Here is a 21,003-nt window from a genome sequence, read left to right on the forward strand (position 1 = left end):
GGGTAAAAGACCCAATTCCACGAAATACTCGCGCTCCATGTAGGAGCGAGCTGGCTCGCGATGAACTCAGGAGCGCCGCGTTTCGCCAGTCAGCACGCGTTATCGTTAACGACCATCGCGAGCAGGCTCGCTCCTACAGGGGGGTGTGTCGTACGTATCAGAGTGTGTACAGAGCAGGGCCTGACACACCGCGCCTATAAAACCCCGCACCCGCGACACATCGCAGATACACCTGCTTGATGAAATGTGCCTGTCGATTGGCCAAGCCGATCAAAGCGCTCAACTCACTCAATGCTTAGGAGTATCACCATGTTCAAACTCTCGACTTCTTCCCTGACCCTCGGCCTGATCATCGCCGGTGGCCTGGCGCTGGCCAACGTGGCTTCGGCCTCCGAGTCTGAAGCGTTCAGCATGAAACAACTGGCCCACGGCTACAGCCAGGCCCAGGCCGACACGGCGGAAAAACCCGCAGAAGGTAAATGCGGCGAAGGCAAGTGCGGCGCCAGCGAGTAACCCATTGCGCGGGGCACGCCGCTGCCCCGCATCCCTGACTGAACGGAGATCACCCCCATGAGCACCTCACTCACTTCGGCCGTCAAAGGCCTGCACCTTAACCTTGACCGTGCCGGTAGCTGGATCGCGCCGCTGACCCTGCGGGTGTTTCTCGCCTGGGAGTTCTTCGAGTCAGGCCTTGAAAAATGGAATGGCGATAACTGGTTCGCCGACATTCAGGACCGCTTCCCGTTTCCGTTCGACCACGTGTCGGCCAACCTGAACTGGGAACTGTCGATGTGGGCTGAGCTGATCTGCGCCCTCGCGATCCTGGTGGGCCTGGGCACCCGGGTTTCGGCGTTCATCCTGATCGTGGTCACGATTGTTGCGACGGCGGCCGTTCACTGGCCAACCGATTGGTCTACATTGAGTGAGCTTGCTCAGGGTTACGCCATCAGCAACAAGGGTCACGGCAACTTCAAACTGCCGCTGATTTACCTCGCGGCCTTTATGCCGCTGTTGCTCTCGGGTGCCGGCAAGCTCAGTCTCGATGCGCTGTTGGCCCGATTTTTCTGGCGCCGTCACAATCGCTAAACACCAGCACGTCGATAATGCCTCCCACTCCACAAGAACGGAGCAATCGTCATGAGCCTCACCCTCTACGGTTTCAACGGCAGCACTTATGTACGCACCGTGAAGATGCTGCTGACAGAAAAAGCGGCGGACTACGACCAGGTGCCGGTCAACGTGATGAAAGGCGAGCCGCATCTGCCGGAGCATTTGGCGCGCCACCCCTTCGCCAAGGTGCCGGTCATCGATCACGATGGTTTTCGGGTGATCGAGACCGACGCGATCATGGCCTACCTCGATGAGGTTTTGCCCGGCCCTTCGTTGATGCCTGACAATGCCCATGACCGCGCCCGTGCCCACATGGTCATGGGGATTTACGATTCCTATGGCTACGGCGCCCTGGGCTCGGTGTTCGGGTACCACCTGTTTCCCGACTTTATCGGCGGGAAAAACGAAGACTCCCGGCGTAAAGGCATCGAGAATTCGAAACTGGTTTTGCGCGAGCTGATGAAAATCAAAGGTGACGATCCGTTTGTCGCCGGGCAGGATCCCAGCTTCGGTGACTTTTACCTGGCACCGGCCTGTGCTTACATGGCGATGACCCCGGACGCGCCGCAGGTATTTGCGGTCAACGGTTTCGATGACTGGTGGAAACGGGTTCAAGCGCTGCCAAGCTTCCAGGCCACCCCACCGCAATAAGCTTTTCCCCAACTCACTTGCGAAGACAGGAGCCACCATGAGCGTGACCACCCAATGGATCGAGATCGACAGCGCCGAAGGTAAATTCGGTGCTTACCTGGCCATTCCCCATACCCTCAAGGGTCCGGGGATTGTGCTGATCCAGGAGATCTTCGGCGTGAACGAACACATTCGCTCGGTCGCCGAGCAATACGCCGCCGACGGTTACCTGGTGATCGCACCAGACCTGTTCTGGCGCAGCGGCCATCGCATCGAACTGACTTACGATGAGCCGGGCTGGAAACGCGCCGTGGAGTTGATGAACGCCACCGACGTCAACAAGGCTCAGGCCGATATCGAACTGGCCATCGACGCCTTGAAAGCCCACCCGGGCCTCGACGGCGGCATCGCCTCCATCGGTTTCTGCTTTGGCGGTTTGCTCTCGTACCACACGGCCGCCAATGGCCTGGTGGACGTGGCCATCGCGTACTACGGCGGCGGCATCCAGAACCAACTGGACCGTGCCGATGAAATCGAAGTGCCGTTGCTGATGCATTTCGGCGAACAGGACACGCACATTTCGCTGGAAGACGTAGAGAAAATCGCCGAGCGTTTCGACACCAACGACAACGTGGAAATCGTCGTGTACCCGGAAGCCGAGCATGGCTTCAACTGCTCGCACCGTGAAAGCTACAACCAGCGCGCAGCGGCTGAAGCCCATGGTAATACGTTGATCTTCCTGGGCATGGAACTCTAAAACAACACCGCCCCCCTGTAGGAGCGAGCCTGCTCGCGATGGACGTTAACGAAAACGCGTGCTTCCTGAAAAAACGCGCCGTTCTGACGTCCATCGCTAGCAAGCTAGCTCCTACAAGGAACTGACTTCTTCCGCTTTTGCCGTGCGTTCATGCACATGGCGATGAGGCGTGCGGTCGATGTTCAGGCTGAGCAATTCCGGACGGCTGTAGTGACCGCGCCCGTCCATCTGGCGTTTGCGGATTTCGATCTGGAACAGGTCGATGTCTGTAATCACCTCCCCTTCGCCTTCAGTCAGTACACCCACCACTTCGCCTTGCGGATCGATAATCGCCGTGTAGCAACCGCCCGAGATCGGACCGATTTCGCAACCGGTGTCGGCCATGATTTGCGCCTGTTGCTCTGGGTACAACCAGGCCGTCGAGTTCACCACAAAGCACGCCGATTCCAAGGCATGCATACGGATGCTGACTTCCATCTGCCGGGTGAACAGGTCACCTGCAAATGAACCCGGGTACATCGAGGCGTGAATCTGTTCGCCGTCTTCGATCAAGGCGTAGCGTGCCAGCGGGTTGTAATGTTCCCAACAGGCCAGTTGCCCGATGCGCCCGACCGCGCTGTCGGTGGCACGCAGGCCGGAACCATCGCCCATGCCCCAGATCATGCGTTCGTGATAGGTCGGCGAAATCTTGCGACGGGCCTGGATCAAGGTGCCGTCGGCATCGAACAGCAACTGCGTGTTGTACAGCGTGCTGCCATCGCGTTCGTTGACACCAATGGAAACCACCATGTTCGCCTCCTTGGCGGCCTGGCCGATGGCGTCGGTGGTGGCCGAGGGCACCACGACGGCCTGGTCGAGCAATTTGTAATGCTCGGAGCCCATTTTGAAAGGCGACTGCACGAAGGAGAAATACGGGTAGTACGGCACGATGGTTTCGGGGAAAACGGCGAACTGCACGCCCTTCTCGCCCAGTTCACGAATCTTGTTGACCACCTTTTCTACGGTGCCTTCACGGCTGTAGAGAACGGGGGCGATCTGGACGGCGGCGGCTTTGACGATGGTCATGGCGGTAGTCTCATTGAGGGATTGGGCTTCAACAAGGTCTAAATTACGCCAATCATATTTTGTCTTAAATGTCGAATAGGCCACCTTTTAGGTCAAGCCACTTGAGTAGGGTCTTCGAGACCGCTTTCGCGAGCAAGCTCGCTCCTACAGGGATTTGCATCAGGTTCGGTTGGCGCGCTGGATGACTTGTGGTGGCTGGCCGAACGCGCGGATGAACGCCCGACGCATACGTTCCCGATCGCCAAAACCGGTGTCGGTGGCGACCACATCGATGGAATGCCGACCGGTTTCCATCATCAGGCGCGCGGCTTCTACCCGCAGGTTTTCGATGGCTTTGGCGGGTGATTGGCCGGTTTCGGCGTGGAACACCCGGCTGAATTGCCGAGGGCTGAGATGGGCGGCGTCCGCCAGTTCTTCAACCGACAGCGCGGATTTCAGGTTGTGCTTGGCGTACGTCAGCGCCGCCTGGATGCGGTCGGTCTTGGGCTCCAGTTCGAGCATCACTGAAAACTGCGACTGCCCACCCGCGCGCCGGTGATACACCACCAATTGCCGGGCCACCAACCGTGCGATCTCCGCCCCGAGATCCTTTTCCACCAAGGCCAACGCCAGATCGACGCACGCGCTCATGCCCGCCGCCGTCCAGATGTTGCCGTCATTGATGAAAATGCGGTCCTCTTCCACCTTCACCTTTGGGTAGGCCCGTTGCAGCGCCGGTGCATGGCACCAGTGCGTGGTTGCTCGTCGGCCATCCAGCAAACCGGCCTCGGCCAGGGCAATGGCGCCGGTGCAAATCGACCCGAGCCGCCGGGTGACATGACTGGCGCTGCGCAAGAACTCGACCATGCCCGGCGAAGTTGGCCGGATCAGGTTGTCACCCATCACCAGCAGCGTATCAAACGCGCGCTGATCGAACGCTGTGGTCTCCACGCCGAACCCGGCGGAGGTCTGCACCGTGCCGCCGTGCTCGGACAACAAAGCGATGCTGTAGACCGCTTCCCCCGCCGTGCTGTTGGCCATTTCGAAGGTGGCGCACATGGCCAGGCCCAGCACCTGGAAACCGGGGTAAACAATGAGTCCGATGGAGTGCATGGCGACTGTCTCTTGACCTTAAAGGTGGCGTGACGGTGTTTCCAGCCACAGCCCCCGCACTGTACGCCTCCTGTAATAGGGCTATACATAACTTTAGACAGTTGGCCGAAAACGCGAGGTCGAGGCCATGGACAACAAGGGTTCAGGCACTAACCTGGCGTTCTGGCTGCCAGGCAGTGCGGTCATCCTCAGTCTGGTGGTATCGATGTTCGCCCTCAACCGCGATCCTTTCCTCGAACCGCGGCCCGTCGGCGCCCAATTCCAGGCGCAACTGCCCATCGAGGCACGCTTATGGCAGGACCCTTTCGACGCGGTGGAGCGCTATCGCAAAAAGCTCACGGACAGCAAGAACCCGGATGCCGAGAACGTCTGCAGCCCCGACCTGTCGCCCCTGGCCGGCGATAAACCGGCGCCCGACATCATGGTCGCGCTGGTCGAAGGCGGCCCTTACGCCGACGAAGTCGAACGTCGTCGGCGCATCCGTTACGCCCTGCTCGCGGGGTTCAAGAATTCGCACCGGGTGCCGGATCAGGAGCAGTACATCCATTGCTTGAGACTCGCGACCAACCTGTCGGTTGACGCCCCGCAAAAATCCGCGTTCGTCGACGCCCCCTACGAAATATTCGTCTCTAACCCCTTCGATCCGCCGGCCGCACTTGAAGGGGCTACCCCGCCGCCTGACCGCACGATCGTGTTCTGGTTGAAACAGGACGCACTCGGCTCGACACCGCTGCAAGCCCTCGACACCTTACGCGCCAGCCTGAAACAAAAAGTCGCGGCCGCCTGTTCGCCAAACGCCTGTTCCGAGCCCCCGACCGATACCGTGCTCAAAGTCATCGGGCCGTCGACCTCGACCGTCCTGCGCGACATGTTCCAGGACCAGGACATCGGCAAGGCCACGCCGAACATCGAAATCTACTCACCGCTGGCCACGGCCGACAACGAGACGCTGGACCGCGGATACACCAAACTGTCGCCCGCCCTGGTGAACCGCCCACCGATGAAATTGCTGCGCACGGTCAGCGACGACGGCACCATGACCCAGCTGATGCTGGAAGAATTGAAGCTGCGCCGCGTCGATCCGGCCAGCGGCGTGCGCTGCGGCGAGGGCAAATTGCGACGCATCGGCTCACCGTGCAGCCGCGACCTGCGCCGCAGCGGCAATCGCATCGCGCTGATTTCCGAGTGGGACAGTTTCTACAGCCGCGCCTTGATCGAAAGCTTCAAGGCGCAAGTGGCCCACGACGCCCGCCTGGGTAACGACGAGAAAAATCAACGAGGCCAGGTCGACCAATGGATTTTGCGCTTCAGTTACCTGCGCGGCCTGGACGGACGCCTGCCGGAGGAGTCCGCCAGCACCGATAAAACCGCCACCCCCGACGCCAGCAAAACGCCCAATAGCCTGGGCCAGATCGATCTCAGCCCGCTGGAAAAAGCCGACGGCAACTCCCAGCTCGATTACCTTCGACGTCTTGCCGACCACATCGCCAGCGAGGACGAGGCTTATCGACGCAACGGCGAAAGCGGCATTGGCGCGATCGGCGTGCTGGGCGTCGACGCCTACGACAAGCTGCTGGTGTTGCAGGCGCTGAAGAGCCGAATGCCGTACAAACTGTACTTTTCCACTGACCTCGATGCCCGCATGTTGCAACGGGGCCAGGCGCAAACCACGCGCAACCTGATTCTCGCCGCGCCTTACGGGCTGACGCTGACCCGCGCCTTGCAGCAGGACGTGCCGCCGTTTCGCGACAGCCTGCAAAGTGCGGTGTTCATCTCGGTGCTGGCCGCACTGGCACCGCAATCTTTCGATGCCAAGCGCGCGAAGTTCGACTATTCGAAATCCGAGCTGCTGTCCCCGGGAATCTACGAAGTGGGCATCGGTGGGTTTATTCCGCTGGCGAGCCGCTTGACGGCGTCTCGCCCGGCCAATTGCGAAGCACCGACCCAATCGCAATCCGATCGCGGCATCCGTCCTCACGACATCATGGCCCTGCGCTGCCTGCAGGACCCCTCGCCACCACCCTACCCTGAACCCTCCCAGTCGATCCGCGAGCGTTTCAAGCAGGCTCAATCGTTTTTCTGGGCCGGGTCGCTGACGATCACGTTGCTGATACTGGCCGGGTTTATCGTCTGGTGGCGGATCGAAGGGCCGCAAGATGAGCGCGATACGCCGCTGGCCTGGGTGCGCGGCGTGCCAATGACGCTGTACATGGTGGCGGCGGCCTGCGCCTTTATCGCCACGCGTTTCTGGCACGCCGAGTTCCTGTGGTTCACCTTCGTGCTGATCCTGTTGGGCATCGCGTCTTCGAACCTGGTACGCCGCTCCGCCCGGCAACTGGCGCTGAAAGAGGACCCGTCCTCCAGCGCCAACACGGTGTTGTATGACTCCAGGGCCTGGTACATCGTGGTGCCGCTCGTGATGTTCATTTTGGCCCTGATGCTCGCGTACCAGATGCGCAGCACCCTGACCGAGAACGGCCTCGGCGAACCGATGTTCCTCGTGGAAGGCATCAGCGCCTGGCCGACCGTGGCGTTGCGCTTGCTCGCGGTGCTGATCTCCATTTCGGCGCTGGCCTGGGGCTGGCGAAAACTGCGCATCAACCGGGCCGAAATCGAAACCGCCTACCACCTGCGTTTGCACATGCGCAAATACGAGATGACGTTGTGGGGCCAGTTGCGGCGCTTGATCCGGCGCGGCCAGGACTGGAGGTTTCGGCGCTGGTGCAACGAGCTCGGGCATTGCCTGCTGCTGATTTTCTTCCCGCTGGTCAACCCCAGCGCCGACTGGTCGAAGAACTGCGAATCGGCCCAGGCCAATTGCGCGGACGGGCGCAAGATGATTTCCATCGCACGCTTCTGGGGTGAGCATTGCGTCTGCGGGTCGCTGGGCGCGCGCATGCTGCGGGCGTTGCTCGCCACCTGGGTGTACGTGGTGGTCACCAGCGTGCTGTTTGTGGTCTGGCCGATGGAGGGCATGCCGGTTCGTGGCGAGTCCCCGTGGTGGATGCTCAGCTGGCTGATTCCCTCGCTGGTGTTTCAGTTCCTGGTGTTCTGGGTGGTGGATGCCAATCTGCTGCTGACGCGGTTCATTCGCCATCTCAGCGAGCATCACGCGATCTGGCCGGGCAGCTTGCAGCTGGAGCACAAGAAAATCTTCGGCACGTTCAAGCATCCGTGCATCGACGAATGGGTGGATTTGCAGCTCATCGCCAAGCGCACCTCGGCCGTGAACCGGTTGATCTATGCGCCGACGGTGGTCCTGCTGATTTTGTTGGCGTCTCGCAGCAGTTACTTCGACAACTGGCCGACACCGCCCAGCCTTATCATTTCCTACCTGCTGACGGCGCTGGTGTTGCTGAGCTCTGCGCTGTCTCTGCGTCGCGCAGCGGAAAAGGCACGTACGCTGGCGTTGCAGCGTCTGGATGCCTATTTGCTGGAAACCCCTGAAACCACGCCGTGCTACGGCAAATTCAAGATGATCCGCGAGCGGGTCGCGACGCTTAACACCGGCTCGTTCTCGCGCTATTCGGAGGATCCGTTGATACGAGCGTTGCTGCTGTCGCTGACCGGCATTGGTGGCTCGGCGATTGTTGATGCACTGAATTATGCGAAGTTCTAACCCATGGCCGCCCGACCGCGCCCCCGATTGGAGCCCACATTTGTGGCGAGGGAGCTTGCTCCCGCTGGGCTGCGTAGCGGCCCCAATATCCGGCAGCAACGAGGATTTTTGTGAGCGCTACGCACTCAAGCGGGAGCAAGCTCCCTCGCCACAGGGTCTCGTCGACGCGACAGGGGTATTGCGCCCTGTGAACCGTCTGATCAGAGCTGCTTGTTCAGCGCCATGTTCACGAACTGTGTATCAAAGCGCAGCTTGATGTTGCCCTTGTCGCCCAGAGTCGAGCCATCAGCAAACAGCATCCCCACCGCGTCCGCGCTTTTGGCGTTCTGGCCCAGTAGCCCCTTGGCAAACGAGAAGGTGCGAACCTTGTCCATGGTGTGGCGGATGGCCTCGGAGTTGGCGAACTCAAACGCGGTGCCCGGCGTGTAGAACAACATGGTCTGGGTCAATTGATCCTCATAGCCTTTGAGGTCGGTGCCCGAACGTTCGGCCATCGACGTGCGCGCCGCCACTGCCTCGGCGCTGTCACCGGACATCAATTGCAGCGTCTCGAACCACGCACCGACCAGCGCCTTGCCCAACTCAGGGTTGGCTTTGAGGGTCTCGGTGTTCACCGCCATCATGTCGATGATTTCCCCCGGGATCTCCTTGGAAGTGAAGACCTGCACCGCCGTCGGCGATTGCTTCAACACCATGCTCAGTTGCGGGTTCCACAGCGCCGCAGCGGTCACCCCCGGCGTGGTGAACGAGGCCACCGCATCGGCGTCAGAGGTGTTCATGATCTTGATGTCGCGCTGGCTCAGGCCGTGGATATCCAGGGCACGGGACATCAGGTAATCGGAGACCGACAGCTCCACCAGGTTGACCTGCTGGCCCTTGATGTCGGCAAAGGTCTTGCCCTTCTTCAGCACGATGGCGTCGTTGCCATTCGAATAATCGCCCAGAATCAGCCCGGTGGTGTCCACGCCATTGGCGCTCGGGATCGTCAGGGCGTCCATGTTGGTCATGCCGCAGGCATCGAAGGCGCCCGCCGCGTACTGGTTGATGGACTCGATGTAGTCATTGAGCTGCACCAGTTCGATCTTAATCCCGTACTTCTTCGCCCACTTGTCGATGATCCCGTGTTCACTGGCGTAGCCCCACGGCATCCAGCCGGAATAGATCGACCAGGCAACCTTGAACTCCTGTTTTTTCTCGGCGGCAGAGGCCCCGAAAGCGAGACAGGACAGCGCCAGCAACACGGCTGCAAAACGATAAAACACGCACGAGAATGCCTTCATGGAAACCTCACGGGTTATGAATGGGTGACGCATTGAGTTCAAACGAGCGGCCGGGTGTAGCGGCTCAATGTCGGGGATTCGCGCTCAAACCATTGCTCGGCGCTCGGGGTAAATCCGGTGGATTGCGAATAGCTGACGTCCGGTTCCAGCGTGTCGATGACGAACAGGCGTTCGCGGGCAACGCCATCTACCTGCAGTGATTGCATGACGTGCTTGCCGTCGGCATGAAGCTCGAAACCTTCCAGCGAAACCAGCGGCTGGCCCACTCGCCGGGCGCAGGTGGACAGCGTGACGTTGAAACCGTGATCGAGCGAGCCCGCCGCCACCGAGGTCTCGAAGTTGAATGTACGGTTGAGCCAATCGGGGTCATGACCGTTGCGCGCCACCAGATCACGCAACGGCACGTCGCCCACAAGGGGGTCGGCGCGTCCCAGCACCATGGCCGCGTGTTCTCCGCAGACGATCAGTCCGCCGCCACGGTGATGCACGATGCCGCTTTCCAGCTCCTTTTCTTCGATTAACCGAAGGCCGATCAACACGCCCGGTGCGGACGGTAGCAGACGCCAGTCTTCGACATAAGCGCCGCTGGGGGCGAACTCGATCATGCAGTTGCCGATGCGTTTCAGGACACCGGGTTCCGGCCAGCGGTTGTGCAGTTGCAAGGACGTGTCGGTGTGCCAACTGAGGACCTCCCCCTCCCACGAACACAACGCCTCCCAACCTTCGTAGTTGGCCAGGGTTTGCAACTCTTCGGCACTGCACGCCAGCAGCGGTTTGGCCGGCACTTGCCGATCTTCCAGCGGCAGGCGCAAATCGATGGTGAAGTGGCGGCTTTGAAACCAGCACACGTGGGTGTCTGTGTCGGTCAGGCCATTGGCGAAGCTGATCGCACGCCGTTTGTAGAAACCGAGCATCCAGTCCGGTACACCGTTAACGGCTTTGTGCGGATGGCGTGCGACGAGGTCTTGAAGGTGCATGTCAAACCTCCTCGGCCAGGGCGGCGTGACCATAGGACGACAATCCTTTTGCACCGTCCGGCAAGCTCAATTCACCACTGGCCACGCGCTGCTTGAGGTAGCGGAATGTCTGCAAGGTCTGCGCGTACAAATGATCACCACAGGCGACCGGGCCGTAACGGCTGGGCGTTGCGGGATCGAGCAGTTGCGCAATGGGCTCGATGACCGTGTCGTAATCGCAGGCGCAAAACATCGGGAACGAATAACGCTCCTCGGCCACTTTGCGCACCCGATGCGCCGTGGCGACGTAGGTGCCGTTGCTCAGCACTTCCATCATGTCGCCGATGTTGATGACAAAGGCCCCGTCCACCAGCGGCACATCGATCCAGTGCCCTGCCCCGTTTAACACCTCCAGCCCCGGTGCGGTCGGCAGCAAGATGGTGAAGCACTCGTAGTCGGTATGGGCGCCGATGCCGGGGCGGTCCGCCGGCGCATCCGGCGAAAAGGGGTAATGGATCAGCCGCAGTTGGCTGGGCGGCTGTTTGACCCATTGGCTGATGGCGTTTTCCGGCAGGCCGAGCGCCAGCGCAAAGCCACGGAACAACGTGAGGCTGAGGCTGAACACGGCGTCGTAATACGCCTTGATGTCGTCCTTGAAGCCCGGCAAGGACGGCCAGCGGTTGGCGCCGAGCATCGGCCGCCGGCCCTGCGTCGGCAGATAATCGAACCCGACATCGAAGGCTTCCTTGTGGTCGATGCTGCCCTCGACGAATTGCTCCTCGCCCTCCGGCACGTAGCCGCTGTGATTGCTCGACAGGCCGATGTAATCCTGCATTTTCTGTTCGAGCGGTTGGGCGAAGTACGCGGCGGTCCGTTGCTTGAGGCGCTGGATGATCTGCGGGTCGATGCCGTGACCGGTCACGTACAGGAAACCTGCCTGGGTTGCGGCGTGGCCCAATGCCGTGGCGGTGTCGACGCGATCTGCGGCGTTTGCAGAGAAGAGCCCGCGAATGTCGACGAGGGGCAAGGTTTGAAAGGCTGAATGCGGGGTAATACGGGGCGTGGGCGCCATAAGTAACCTCCTGATGATTAGTCAAAATGTCACCTGGTCGTCCAGATATCGCACAGCCGTGAGGCCTCCGGGTCGTCCCGGATCTATCGCACCAGAAACGGTGCCTGATCGGGTGGAGCAAGGGGCGTGCCACGTTTTGTTGGGTGGCTTATGGAGGGTTATGTTGTTGATTTAACGGGGGCTGTGGCCGGTGGGTGAATTGAGGGATGTGCTGAAAGGTGCACCAGAATGGAGCCACTCAGTCCGATGCATGCAGAGGCGGACAGCCAGGCAACTTGTTGTGACTGCCAGTGCCCCATCGCGAGCAGGCTCGCTCCCACAGGGGACCGGCGGTGTTCAACTATCATGAGCCTGGCAAAAATCCAATGTGGGAGTGAGCCTGCTCGCGATGTCGGACTGGCAGTCACCATCAATGCCGACTGACACAGCCCTCTCCTATTTTGCATCCCCATTTTTCGGCTTGTAAAAACGAAACCTGCCGATATCCGCGGTCTTGATGTACTTGCTAGCCCAGTCAGGCTTGACGGTCCGGTCGCGAAAATACATCGCACCCAACGTTGCATCCTTCAACGTCTTGTTCAAAGCCTTGCGCGCGATTTCCTTGGCGACGGTGTACTCGTCATCTTCCTTGACCTGGTCCGAACGCCCGTCACACCACCACGAAAACTGGCACGCCTTGGTTTCCGACCCTTGCTTGACCACGGCGCATACCGTGTCCGGAAACCCCTCATGACCGAGACGGTTCATGACCACACTGGCAACCGCCTCCATCTCGGCTGTTTCCCGGCCCTTGGCTTCCCAGTAAATCGAACGGGCCAGGCAGGTGATTGCATCGTCCATTGGCGCGGTGCCCGCCGGATCGACCGCCTGAACTTCAGAGGTGGTGATGGCCTCGGATTTGGGCACCGGAACGTCGGCGCCTTTCTCTGCGGCTTTTTGCTCCAGGATTTCAGCCTTGTTTTCGGCTTGTTTCTTTTCCTGTTCCGTCGCCACCGCATGGCCGGCGAGAAGGGTGAATGCAAGGCAGGTGGCTATCCAAATAAATCGCATGATCGACCCTTCTGAGTGAACCGCATTTGAGTGACGCTGTAGCGCGCCTTACTGGCGATCTGGCTTGATTGTAGTCGCCAGAATTCATTCCTACAGACGGCAAATAAACTGAATTTCTACGCGAAAAGGCATTGCGCTCGCGGGGGTGAAATCGCGCATCATGGGCGCAGTCAGCCCAAGGGGAATTTCCATGCGTTTGATTTCATCCGCTACTCGTGTTGCCGCGTTATCGCTGGGTCTGTTGTTCGCCACCCAAGCACTGGCGGCCGACGAGAAACAACTGATCGACTCGATCAACCTCTATCGCAGCCAGGTTCAACGTTGCGCAGGTCAACCGGCGGGCGAACTGCCGCCGCTGGCGGGTGATCCACGATTGGCGCTGTCCGCCACCAGTGTTGGCAACCTGCAGCAGGCCATGGCGAGTGCCGGGTACCCGATGGTCAACGTACAGGCCATCAGCTTGTCCGGGCCACGAGACGCGCCGGCAGCGATGAAAGCCATTCAGGAAAGCTTCTGCAAAGTGGTGCTGGACCCCCAATTCGTCGATGTCGGCGTCAGCCGCGAAGGTCGAGAGTGGCGCATCGTGCTGGCGCGCCCCCTGCTGACCGCACGCTTGGGCGACTCGCAGGCTGAAGGGCAAAAACTGCTGACCGCGCTCAACAGCGCCCGCAGCCAACCTCATCAATGCGGCAACCAGTCCTTCGCCGCCACCACGCCGCTGGCCTGGAACGCCAACCTGGCCACCGCTGCCGAAACCCATTCCCGGGACATGGCCAACAACAACTTCTTCGATCACAAGGACCGCGATGGCCGCACGCCGGGGGACCGGGCGGAACTGGCGGGTTACGTCGGCCAGCAGCTCGGCGAGAACATCGCCGCCGGCCAGGACACCGTCGGCAAAGTGGTCAGTGGCTGGCTGGAAAGCCCCGGGCATTGCGCCAACCTGATGAACCCGGAATACCGCGAGTTGGGCGCGGCGTATGCGGTGGACCCGAAGAGCGATGCGGGGATTTACTGGACGGCGATGTTCGGCACGCAGTGAATGCCAGGCTGTCATCAATTCCCTTGATCTTTTAAATCATGAAGCCGAATTATTTATTTTGCCGAGACCTGTTCAAGATGGCACCTCTGATAATTCGGGCGGCAACTTCATGAACATCAATTTTGCGTTTGCGTGCCTGATCGTGGTTTCGTTCGCGATTGCGTTGGGCCACAGCTAGTCAGAAAGGAGCAGCCGCTTGAGCGAAACGCCCACGTCGGCCACAGATCTGCATCAAACAAAGCCTGAAGCGGTCCCTCTGGGAGAGGCCTTGCGCTTCTGGCTCAAGCTTGGCTTCATCAGTTTTGGGGGTCCGGCCGGGCAGATTTCGATCATGCACCAGGAGTTGGTCGAGCGCCGGCGCTGGATTTCGGAGCGGCGGTTTCTCCATGCACTCAACTATTGCATGCTGCTGCCAGGGCCCGAGGCCCAGCAGTTGGCGACCTACATCGGCTGGCTGATGCACCGGACCTGGGGCGGCGTGATTGCCGGCGCGCTGTTTGTGCTGCCGTCGCTGTTCATCCTGATTGCATTGTCCTGGGTGTACATCGCCTTCGGCGAGGTGCCGGTGGTGGTCGGCCTGTTCTACGGGATCAAGCCGGCCGTCACGGCGATTGTGCTGCAGGCGGCGCACCGGATCGGCTCGCGGGCGTTGAAGAACAACTGGCTATGGGGCATCGCCGCCGCGTCATTCGCGGCCATCTTCGCCTTCAATGTCCCCTTTCCGCTGATTGTGCTGGGGGCTGCGGTCCTCGGTTATGTCGGCGGGCGTCTGGCCCCCGAAAAATTCTCAACCGGTGGTCACGGCGCCGCTCGAAAATCCTTTGGGCCAGCGCTGATCGATGACGACACCCCTACCCCCGAGCACGCCCGCTTCAATGGGTTGAAGCTGCTGCGTCTGATCCTGATCGGCGCCACGTTGTGGGCATTGCCGATGGGCCTTCTCACCGGGCTGTTCGGCTGGGAAGGCACGCTGACCCAAATGGCCTGGTTCTTTACCAAAGCGGCGCTGCTGACCTTCGGCGGCGCGTACGCGGTGTTGCCTTACGTGTATCAGGGCGCGGTCGGACACTATGGGTGGCTGACGCCCACGCAGATGATCGATGGCCTGGCGTTGGGCGAAACCACGCCCGGGCCGCTGATCATGGTGGTGGCTTTCGTCGGGTTTATCGGCGGCTATGTTCATTCGGTGTTCGGCCCGGACCAGCGCTTCCTGGCGGGCGCCCTGGCCGCCACGCTGGTGACGTGGTTCACCTTCCTGCCTTCCTTTCTGTTCATCCTCGCCGGCGGGCCGCTGGTGGAGTCGACGCATAACGAGCTGAAATTCACGGCCCCCCTGACAGCGATCACCGCGGCGGTGGTCGGCGTGATTCTCAATCTGGCGTGCTTTTTTGCCTACCACGTGCTTTGGCCCAGCGGCTTCGACGGCCACTTCGACTGGCCGTCGGCGCTGATTGCCATTGCTGCGGCGATTTCGCTGTTCCGTTTCAAGCGCGGGGTGATCGAAGTATTGATGGGGTGTGCGCTGATCGGTCTGGCGGTGCATGTGCTTCGTTAGAAAACGCCTGGCCGTACCCAAACTGACAACGTGCTTCCCTTTGCCTGGATTCGCTTCATGCTGATGTCCCTTGTATCGAACGGTTCCTTGCTCACGCGCCCAACACCCGATGTGATCATTCCCTGGTGGAGCTTCACCAAGACGGTGCTCGCGACGGCGGCCCTGTCGCTGGTGCGGGACGGACAGGTCGAGCTTGACGACGAAGTACCCGAAGGCCCCTTCACCCTGCGCCAACTGCTGCGACATGAAGCCGGGTTGGCGGACTATGGAGAACTCGCCGAGTACCACGCTGCGGTCAACCAGAATCAATCACCCTGGTCGGCAGATGAGATGCTGCAACGCCTGGACGCCAGCCGATTACGCTACGAGCCGGGCGCCGGCTGGCGCTATTCGAACGTCGGTTACCTGTACGTCGGCAGACTCATCGAGCGGGTTACTGGGCTCGGCCTTGAAGAGGCGCTGAATCAACGCGTGTTTTCAGTTCTCGGCTTGACGGATGTGCGCCTGGCGCAGACCCAAGCAGATTTGCGCGGTGTGAACATGGGCACCGCCACCGCCTACGATCCGGGTTGGGTCTACCACGGATTGCTGGTCGGCCCGCTGACAGAGGCGGTCCTCCTTCTCGATCGATTGTTTGCAGGACAATTGCTCCCCGAGTCGCTGCTGCGAGAGATGCAGACAGCACGTCAACTCGGCGGTCCCATTGCAGGGCGCCCCTGGACGGCTCCGGGTTACGGGCTTGGCTTGATGCAAGGCGCGGTGGAAGGCGGCCTGACCCTGAACGGGCACACGGGAGGCGGCCCCGGCAGCATCGTCGCGGTTTACCGTTGCGCGGTCGGCGACCAGACGGCGACGTGCGCGGTGTTTGATGAGGACAGCAATGAAGGCGCCGCCGAAGCCGAGGTGGTGCAGCAGCTGTCTTCAAGGATCATCACTGCGCCTTAGGTGATGCGCCACAACCATTGCCGGCATCGATAGTCACCATCATCTCAATGAAGTTCTCTTAAAAACTCCGGGGCGTAACATCGCCTCCATACCAACCAATAACACCCCGGAGCACACACTCATGAAACGCCAAACTCTTCTCAGCATCGCATTCTCGGTTTTTGCAGTTAACGCTTTCGCCGCAGCCCCTGCTCACCAGGCCATCGCTGAAGGCGGTTCGGATCGTTTGATCGAGAGCCGTGTGGCTGAAGGTGGTTCGGATCGTTTGATCGAGAGCCGCGTGGCTGAAGGTGGTTCGGATCGTTTGATCGAGAGCCGCGTGGCTGAAGGTGGTTCGGATCGTTTGATCCAGAATCGCGTTGCCGAAGGTGGCTCGGATCGTCTGATCCAGAATCGCGTTGCTGAAGGTGGCTCGGATCGTCTGATCCAGAATCGCGTTGCCGAAGGTGGCTCTGATCGCCTGATCCAGAATCGCGTTGCCGAAGGTGGCTCTGATCGCCTGATCCAGAATCGCGTTGCCGAAGGTGGCTCTGATCGCCTGATCCAGAATCGCAACGCTTGAATGAATGGCTTTACCGAAATACTCAACTCAGATAGCCGTACACCCATTGTAGGAGCGAGCTTGCTCGCGATGGACTCAAGAACACCGCGTTTAACCAGTCAACCCGCGTTATCGTTAACGACCATCGCGAGCGAGCTCGCTCCTACAGGAAAGCCCGGCCTAATCCACCGGGCTTTTTTGTGCGCTACGGGTCCATTCACGGGGACTGAGTCCTGTCTTGCGTCGAAAGGCCCGGGCCAATGCCGAAGGGCTTTCATAGCCCACCTCATCGGCGATCAGCGCAATGGGCCTGCCCTCGCGCAAGCGTTTCTGCGCCAGGCTGATGCGCCAGCTCACCAGATAATCGACGGGCGTCTGCCCCACCACCAGGCGAAAGTGTTCGGCGAAACTGGCCCGCGACATGTTGGCCGCGGCCGATAACTCAGCCACGGTCCATGCCTTGGCAGGTTCGTCATGCATGAGGCTCAACGACCGCGCCAGGCGCGAATCGGCAAGGCCGGCCATCATCCCGGGGCTTTGTTCACGATTGCTCAAGATGTGCCGCAGCAACTGAATCACCAGCAGTTCAAACAGCCGGTCCATCATCGCTTCGCGACCACAAGTGCCCGCGAACGCCTCGTTGAACAGCCACTCCAGCGTGCCCGCCATCATCGGCAATTCATCGAGTTCCAGCACCAGGTAATCAGGCAACGCCGCCGCCAGAGCATTGCCCGCGCCGCCATCGAAGGTCAGGGACGCGCACACCAGCTGAGTCTCGAAGGCGTCAGAGGCGAACAACCGATGACGGTAAGGCCGAGGAAAAAACATCAGCGTTGGTTTGGTCAGCTGGATCTCTCGTTCATCGGCCAGCTTCAGGCCCAATTCGCCGCCCTGAAGCAAATGCAGATGCCCGCAATCCTGATGGCCATCAAAGCCAGTGGTGCCACAAAAGGCCCCGCTGTGGAATGTGCCGGCACTGACACCGAAGTGTGCGAGCAAGGTGGACAAGCGATCCATGAAGCGACTCCCGAGCCGTTAGCTGGACGATCTGTCGCATATCCTCGACGATTTGCACCCTTAAGGCCAGCCTCAATCAATAACATGGCACCCGTACCTGGCGCACTTCGCGCATCCACTACGGAGAATGACATGAGCCGCATCGCCCCGCTGAGCCTCGAACACGCCACCGACGCCACCCGCCCGCTGCTGGAAGGCGTGCAGAAAAAAATCGGTTTCCTGCCCAATGTCTTCAAGACACTGGCCCATGCCCCCGCAGTGCTGTCCTCCTACCTGCAACAGTCCGTGGCCCTGGGCAAAACGTCCTTGAGCGCCACCGAGAAGGAAGCGATTTTTCTCGCCACCTCACAGGTCAATGGCTGCGACTACTGCCTGGCAGCGCACACGTTGTTCGCCGGCAAGGCCGGGCTCTCGGCGCAAGACATCCTCAGTGCGCGCGACGGCCAGCTCAATGCCTATGCCACGCTCGCCCGGCAAGTCACTGAAAGCCGCGGTCACCTGAGCACCGAGCAGATCGAAGCCGCCCGCGCGGCCGGGATCGATGACGCGAAGATCATCGAGGTGATTGCCCACGTGGCGTCGCAAACCTTGACCAATTACCTGAACAACGCGGCCCTGACCGATATCGATTTCCCTGCGATCGATGCCTGAACAGCGCCTCAACTTTTGGAGTACAGGTTATGAACACCGTCACGCTTTACACCACCGACACCTGCCCCTACTGCCGCAACGCCAAGGCACTGCTGGCCAGCAAGGGGATCGCGATGGAGGAAATAAACGTTCAATCGCAACCGGGCAAGTTTCAGGAAATGCTCACCCGAAGCGGCCGGCGCAGCGTTCCGCAGATTTTTGTCGGTGATGCGCACATCGGTGGCTTTGATGACCTGGCCAAGCTGGATCGTCAAGGCGGGTTGTTGCCGATGCTCGCCTGATAAGGGCGGGTGCGGCTGAACCTGCAATGGTTCAGCCGCCCGGTTTTCAATCCCTGAATTGAGTCAGTTGCTGGTTCAAGGAACCGGCCTGATCCCGAAGTTGCAGCGACTGATCAAGCAAGCTGCGGATGGCGTGATCGTTCTGTTCGGAGATGCGACTGACACCCTGAATCGCGACGGACAGCTGCTCACCGGTCGCGGCCTGACTTTGGGTCTGACGCGCCACTTCACTGATACGCGTCAGAATATCCTGGGCATGTTGGCGGATCTGGTCGACGCCTTGTGCCGAAGTCGTCAGTTGCACCACGCCCTGGCGCACGGCTTCGCCGACTTGCTGGACGTTGGCGACCGTGTTGCGCACGTCGGAACCGATGGCCCCGATCATCTCGCCGATTTCCCCGGTCGAGCGACTCGTACGCTCCGCCAGTTGCCGCACTTCATCCGCCACCACGGCAAACCCACGCCCCTGCTCCCCCGCCCGCGCCGCTTCAATGGCCGCGTTGAGGGCCAGCAGGTTGGTCTGATCGGCGATGCTGCGAATCACCGCGATGATGCCGGCGATTTCCTGGGAGCGTTTTTCCAGATCGCCGACAGCGCCGGCCACAACGTCCATGGTTTGATCGATGTGGGTGATGCCCGCCAGTGTCAGGCTCATGTCGCCGGAAATGTGGGTGGTCAGCACCTCGGTGTTGCGCGCCAGTTGCTCCACATCTTCAGCTTGCTGGGACATCTCGGTCACCGAGTGCGCCAGAGCGGTGACGCCGCTGGCCATTTCCTCGGTGGCGGTGTGCTGTGAGGTCGCCCGTTCGGCAACGGCTTGCGTTGTATCGCCCAAATGATTGGAGATCTGGATCAGTGCGGCGCTGCTGTGGCGAATCGAGCCGACCAGATCGCCCAGGCGCTGGATGAACTGATTGAACGCCCCCGCCAGTTTGCCGGTTTCGTCGCCGCTGCGTTGTTCGAAACGCAGCCCCAGTTCACCGCCCCAGGCCTGAATGCCGACGGTCAAGCCGGACAGTGGACGAATCTGCCACGCCAGCAATTGCCAGAGCACAATGGCCAGGACCAGCAACGCCACCAGGCCGATGACCACCGCGGTGTAGAGGAAGTGATTGATGCCCGCCATCGCTTCGGCGAGCGGGTACGCGACCATCAAGCCCCAGGTGTTTGGCGCATTGCCGATGCGCACCGGTTGCAGCACGTAACCCCAGCCATCGCGCTGGAAACTGTAGGGTTTACCGGCCTTGATCGCCTCTTTGGCGGCGTCCGGCAAATCATCGGCCGGCTGGCTCAAACGCTTGGCATCCGGGTGGCTGGCGTACAGGCCATTGCTGGAAACGAGCGCGCCATACCCTTTATAGGCATCGATTTTCGCCAGTTGGCGGTTGATGCTTTCCAGCGGGATGTCGACACCGGCGACGCCCAGGGCTTTGCCACCCTGTAATAGCGGCACCATGATCGACACCATCATCACTTTCTGACCGCTGCCGGTGCTGTAGGCAAACGGTTCGGACGCCCACGGCTGCCGGGTGTGCAGCGGTTGATAGTAATACTGGTTATCGGCATTTTCCGGGACGTAACCGGCCAAGGGTTCGGACTTTACCGAGCCACTGGCACGGTTCCAGTAGGTCAGGTAACGGCCCGTGGCATCGTGATTCGGCTGGTTGATGAAGTCGCTGTCCTTGCCGTCGAACGCATTCGCTTCCCAGTACTGCCCCAGGCCCAGCAGTTTCGGATTGGCCTCGAACAGGCGGCGCGTCAAGGCATCGGCGGTCTTGCGGTCGACTTGCTGTTGCTGCATCGCGGTGGCGACGCTGGCCAGTGAATCGGCGACGGTAAAGCCGGCACCCAGTTCAACTTCGACTTCTTTGGCGTTGGCCTTGACGATGGTGTCGACCAGGGCGGAGGTTTCTTTGACTGACGAGCCGTAGGCGATGTAGGCGATGGAGCCGAGCAGCAGCGCCATGACCACGACGGTACCGATCAGGGATGTCCAGAATAGTTTGAAGTGCAACGAGCGGTTGGGCATTGGGCAGTCTCGAAGTGTCGGTACGGCAGCCGGCACGGGACGCTCAGTGTTGAGAATGCAGCGTTCCCTGCTGGCAGATTTCTTTGTGAGTGATGTTGTTGTGCCACTATAGCGAAGTGCACTCGGTTGGTGCAAATCGGTTGGGATTGGGGGTATATCCGTTTCTTCGGTTATGGCGACTATGGGTTTCGCCCTTACGGCGAGTCACTTGGAAAAGCCCCAAGTAACCAAGGGCTCTTGCCCCTTTCGTTCGGTGCCTCGCCTAGGCTCGGCATGCCCTCGCTCCGGTCCTGCTCCGTGGGCCCGCCGCC

General features: G+C 60.5%; 18 protein-coding genes and 2 pseudogenes. 11 read left to right on the forward strand and 9 right to left on the reverse strand.

Annotation, left to right across the window (positions count from 1 at the left end; translation table 11 throughout):
- Nucleotides 1–309 precede the first annotated feature (309 nt).
- Genes EJA72_RS20895 through EJA72_RS20910 form a run of 4 tightly spaced genes read left to right on the forward strand, consistent with a single transcriptional unit; the run spans nt 310 to nt 2,497 of the window.
- A complete protein-coding gene (locus tag EJA72_RS20895; protein ID WP_157713264.1) occupies nt 310–513 on the forward strand; it encodes a hypothetical protein in 204 nt (67 codons plus the stop codon).
- Between the two features lie 57 nt (nt 514–570).
- Nucleotides 571–1,086, forward strand: coding sequence for a DoxX family protein (locus tag EJA72_RS20900; protein ID WP_157713265.1), 516 nt, complete (start codon nt 571–573; stop codon nt 1,084–1,086).
- A 51-nt stretch (nt 1,087–1,137) separates the two neighbouring features.
- A complete protein-coding gene (locus EJA72_RS20905; protein WP_157713266.1) occupies nt 1,138–1,761 on the forward strand; it encodes a glutathione S-transferase family protein in 624 nt (207 codons plus the stop codon).
- Between the two features lie 37 nt (nt 1,762–1,798).
- Nucleotides 1,799–2,497: a dienelactone hydrolase family protein gene (locus EJA72_RS20910; protein ID WP_157713267.1), complete on the forward strand. Its 699-nt coding sequence runs from the start codon at nt 1,799–1,801 to the stop codon at nt 2,495–2,497.
- Nucleotides 2,498–2,608: 111 nt separating this feature from the next.
- Here EJA72_RS20910 and EJA72_RS20915 read toward each other — a convergent pair whose 3' ends face one another.
- Together EJA72_RS20915 and EJA72_RS20920 are read right to left on the reverse strand one after the other, a co-directional pair.
- On the reverse strand, nt 2,609–3,562 hold the full coding sequence (locus EJA72_RS20915) for a nitrilase-related carbon-nitrogen hydrolase (RefSeq protein WP_157713268.1): 954 nt from the start codon (nt 3,560–3,562) through the stop codon (nt 2,609–2,611).
- Between the two features lie 159 nt (nt 3,563–3,721).
- Nucleotides 3,722–4,654, reverse strand: a complete 933-nt coding sequence (locus EJA72_RS20920; RefSeq protein WP_157713269.1) for a GlxA family transcriptional regulator — start codon at nt 4,652–4,654, stop codon at nt 3,722–3,724.
- Nucleotides 4,655–4,781: 127 nt separating this feature from the next.
- Here EJA72_RS20920 and EJA72_RS20925 point away from each other — a divergent pair, with 127 nt between their 5' ends.
- Nucleotides 4,782–8,273 carry a hypothetical protein gene (locus EJA72_RS20925; protein ID WP_157713270.1) on the forward strand — a complete coding sequence of 1,164 codons (3,492 nt, stop codon included), beginning with the start codon at nt 4,782–4,784 and terminating at the stop codon, nt 8,271–8,273.
- Nucleotides 8,274–8,473: 200 nt separating this feature from the next.
- Here EJA72_RS20925 and EJA72_RS20930 read toward each other — a convergent pair whose 3' ends face one another.
- The 4 genes from EJA72_RS20930 to EJA72_RS20945 all read right to left on the reverse strand — a co-directional run bounded on the left by EJA72_RS20930 (nt 8,474) and on the right by EJA72_RS20945 (nt 12,631).
- Nucleotides 8,474–9,553 carry a putative urea ABC transporter substrate-binding protein gene (locus EJA72_RS20930; protein ID WP_157713271.1) on the reverse strand — a complete coding sequence of 360 codons (1,080 nt, stop codon included), beginning with the start codon at nt 9,551–9,553 and terminating at the stop codon, nt 8,474–8,476.
- 38 nt (nt 9,554–9,591) lie between these two features.
- Nucleotides 9,592–10,530, reverse strand: coding sequence for a hypothetical protein (locus EJA72_RS20935; protein ID WP_157713272.1), 939 nt, complete (start codon nt 10,528–10,530; stop codon nt 9,592–9,594).
- Between the two features lies 1 nt (nt 10,531).
- Nucleotides 10,532–11,581 carry an isopenicillin N synthase family oxygenase gene (locus tag EJA72_RS20940; RefSeq protein ID WP_157713273.1) on the reverse strand — a complete coding sequence of 350 codons (1,050 nt, stop codon included), beginning with the start codon at nt 11,579–11,581 and terminating at the stop codon, nt 10,532–10,534.
- Nucleotides 11,582–12,016: 435 nt separating this feature from the next.
- Nucleotides 12,017–12,631 carry a cell wall hydrolase gene (locus EJA72_RS20945; protein ID WP_157713274.1) on the reverse strand — a complete coding sequence of 205 codons (615 nt, stop codon included), beginning with the start codon at nt 12,629–12,631 and terminating at the stop codon, nt 12,017–12,019.
- A 190-nt stretch (nt 12,632–12,821) separates the two neighbouring features.
- Between EJA72_RS20945 and EJA72_RS20950 the strand changes: the two genes are divergently transcribed.
- The 4 genes from EJA72_RS20950 to EJA72_RS20965 all read left to right on the forward strand — a co-directional run bounded on the left by EJA72_RS20950 (nt 12,822) and on the right by EJA72_RS20965 (nt 16,735).
- Nucleotides 12,822–13,673 carry a CAP domain-containing protein gene (locus tag EJA72_RS20950; protein WP_157713275.1) on the forward strand — a complete coding sequence of 284 codons (852 nt, stop codon included), beginning with the start codon at nt 12,822–12,824 and terminating at the stop codon, nt 13,671–13,673.
- A 196-nt stretch (nt 13,674–13,869) separates the two neighbouring features.
- Complete coding sequence (gene chrA, locus EJA72_RS20955; RefSeq protein WP_157713276.1) at nt 13,870–15,228, forward strand: chromate efflux transporter; 1,359 nt, start codon at nt 13,870–13,872, stop codon at nt 15,226–15,228.
- A 57-nt stretch (nt 15,229–15,285) separates the two neighbouring features.
- On the forward strand, nt 15,286–16,173 hold the full coding sequence (locus tag EJA72_RS20960; protein WP_157713277.1) for a serine hydrolase: 888 nt from the start codon (nt 15,286–15,288) through the stop codon (nt 16,171–16,173).
- Between the two features lie 121 nt (nt 16,174–16,294).
- A complete protein-coding gene (locus EJA72_RS20965; RefSeq protein ID WP_157713278.1) occupies nt 16,295–16,735 on the forward strand; it encodes a phage infection protein in 441 nt (146 codons plus the stop codon).
- Between the two features lie 159 nt (nt 16,736–16,894).
- Here EJA72_RS20965 and EJA72_RS20970 read toward each other — a convergent pair whose 3' ends face one another.
- Entirely contained in the window at nt 16,895–17,731 is an 837-nt protein-coding gene (locus EJA72_RS20970) for an AraC family transcriptional regulator (RefSeq protein ID WP_157713279.1), read from the reverse strand.
- Between the two features lie 132 nt (nt 17,732–17,863).
- On the opposite strand from EJA72_RS20970, the gene EJA72_RS20975 reads away from it, so the two are divergent.
- Nucleotides 17,864–18,382 carry a carboxymuconolactone decarboxylase family protein gene (locus tag EJA72_RS20975; protein WP_157713280.1) on the forward strand — a complete coding sequence of 173 codons (519 nt, stop codon included), beginning with the start codon at nt 17,864–17,866 and terminating at the stop codon, nt 18,380–18,382.
- A gap of 29 nt (nt 18,383–18,411) precedes the next feature.
- Complete coding sequence (grxC, locus tag EJA72_RS20980) at nt 18,412–18,663, forward strand: glutaredoxin 3 (protein ID WP_157713281.1); 252 nt, start codon at nt 18,412–18,414, stop codon at nt 18,661–18,663.
- Nucleotides 18,664–18,709: 46 nt separating this feature from the next.
- Here grxC and EJA72_RS29805 read toward each other — a convergent pair.
- A pseudogene (locus EJA72_RS29805) lies at nt 18,710–19,237 on the reverse strand (methyl-accepting chemotaxis protein); the annotation flags it as partial.
- 333 nt (nt 19,238–19,570) lie between these two features.
- A pseudogene (locus tag EJA72_RS29810) lies at nt 19,571–20,692 on the reverse strand (cache domain-containing protein); the annotation flags it as partial.
- Nucleotides 20,693–21,003: the final 311 nt, after the last annotated feature.

The sequence above is a fragment of the Pseudomonas sp. PB120 genome, from assembly GCF_009761815.1.
GTDB lineage: Bacteria > Pseudomonadota > Gammaproteobacteria > Pseudomonadales > Pseudomonadaceae > Aquipseudomonas.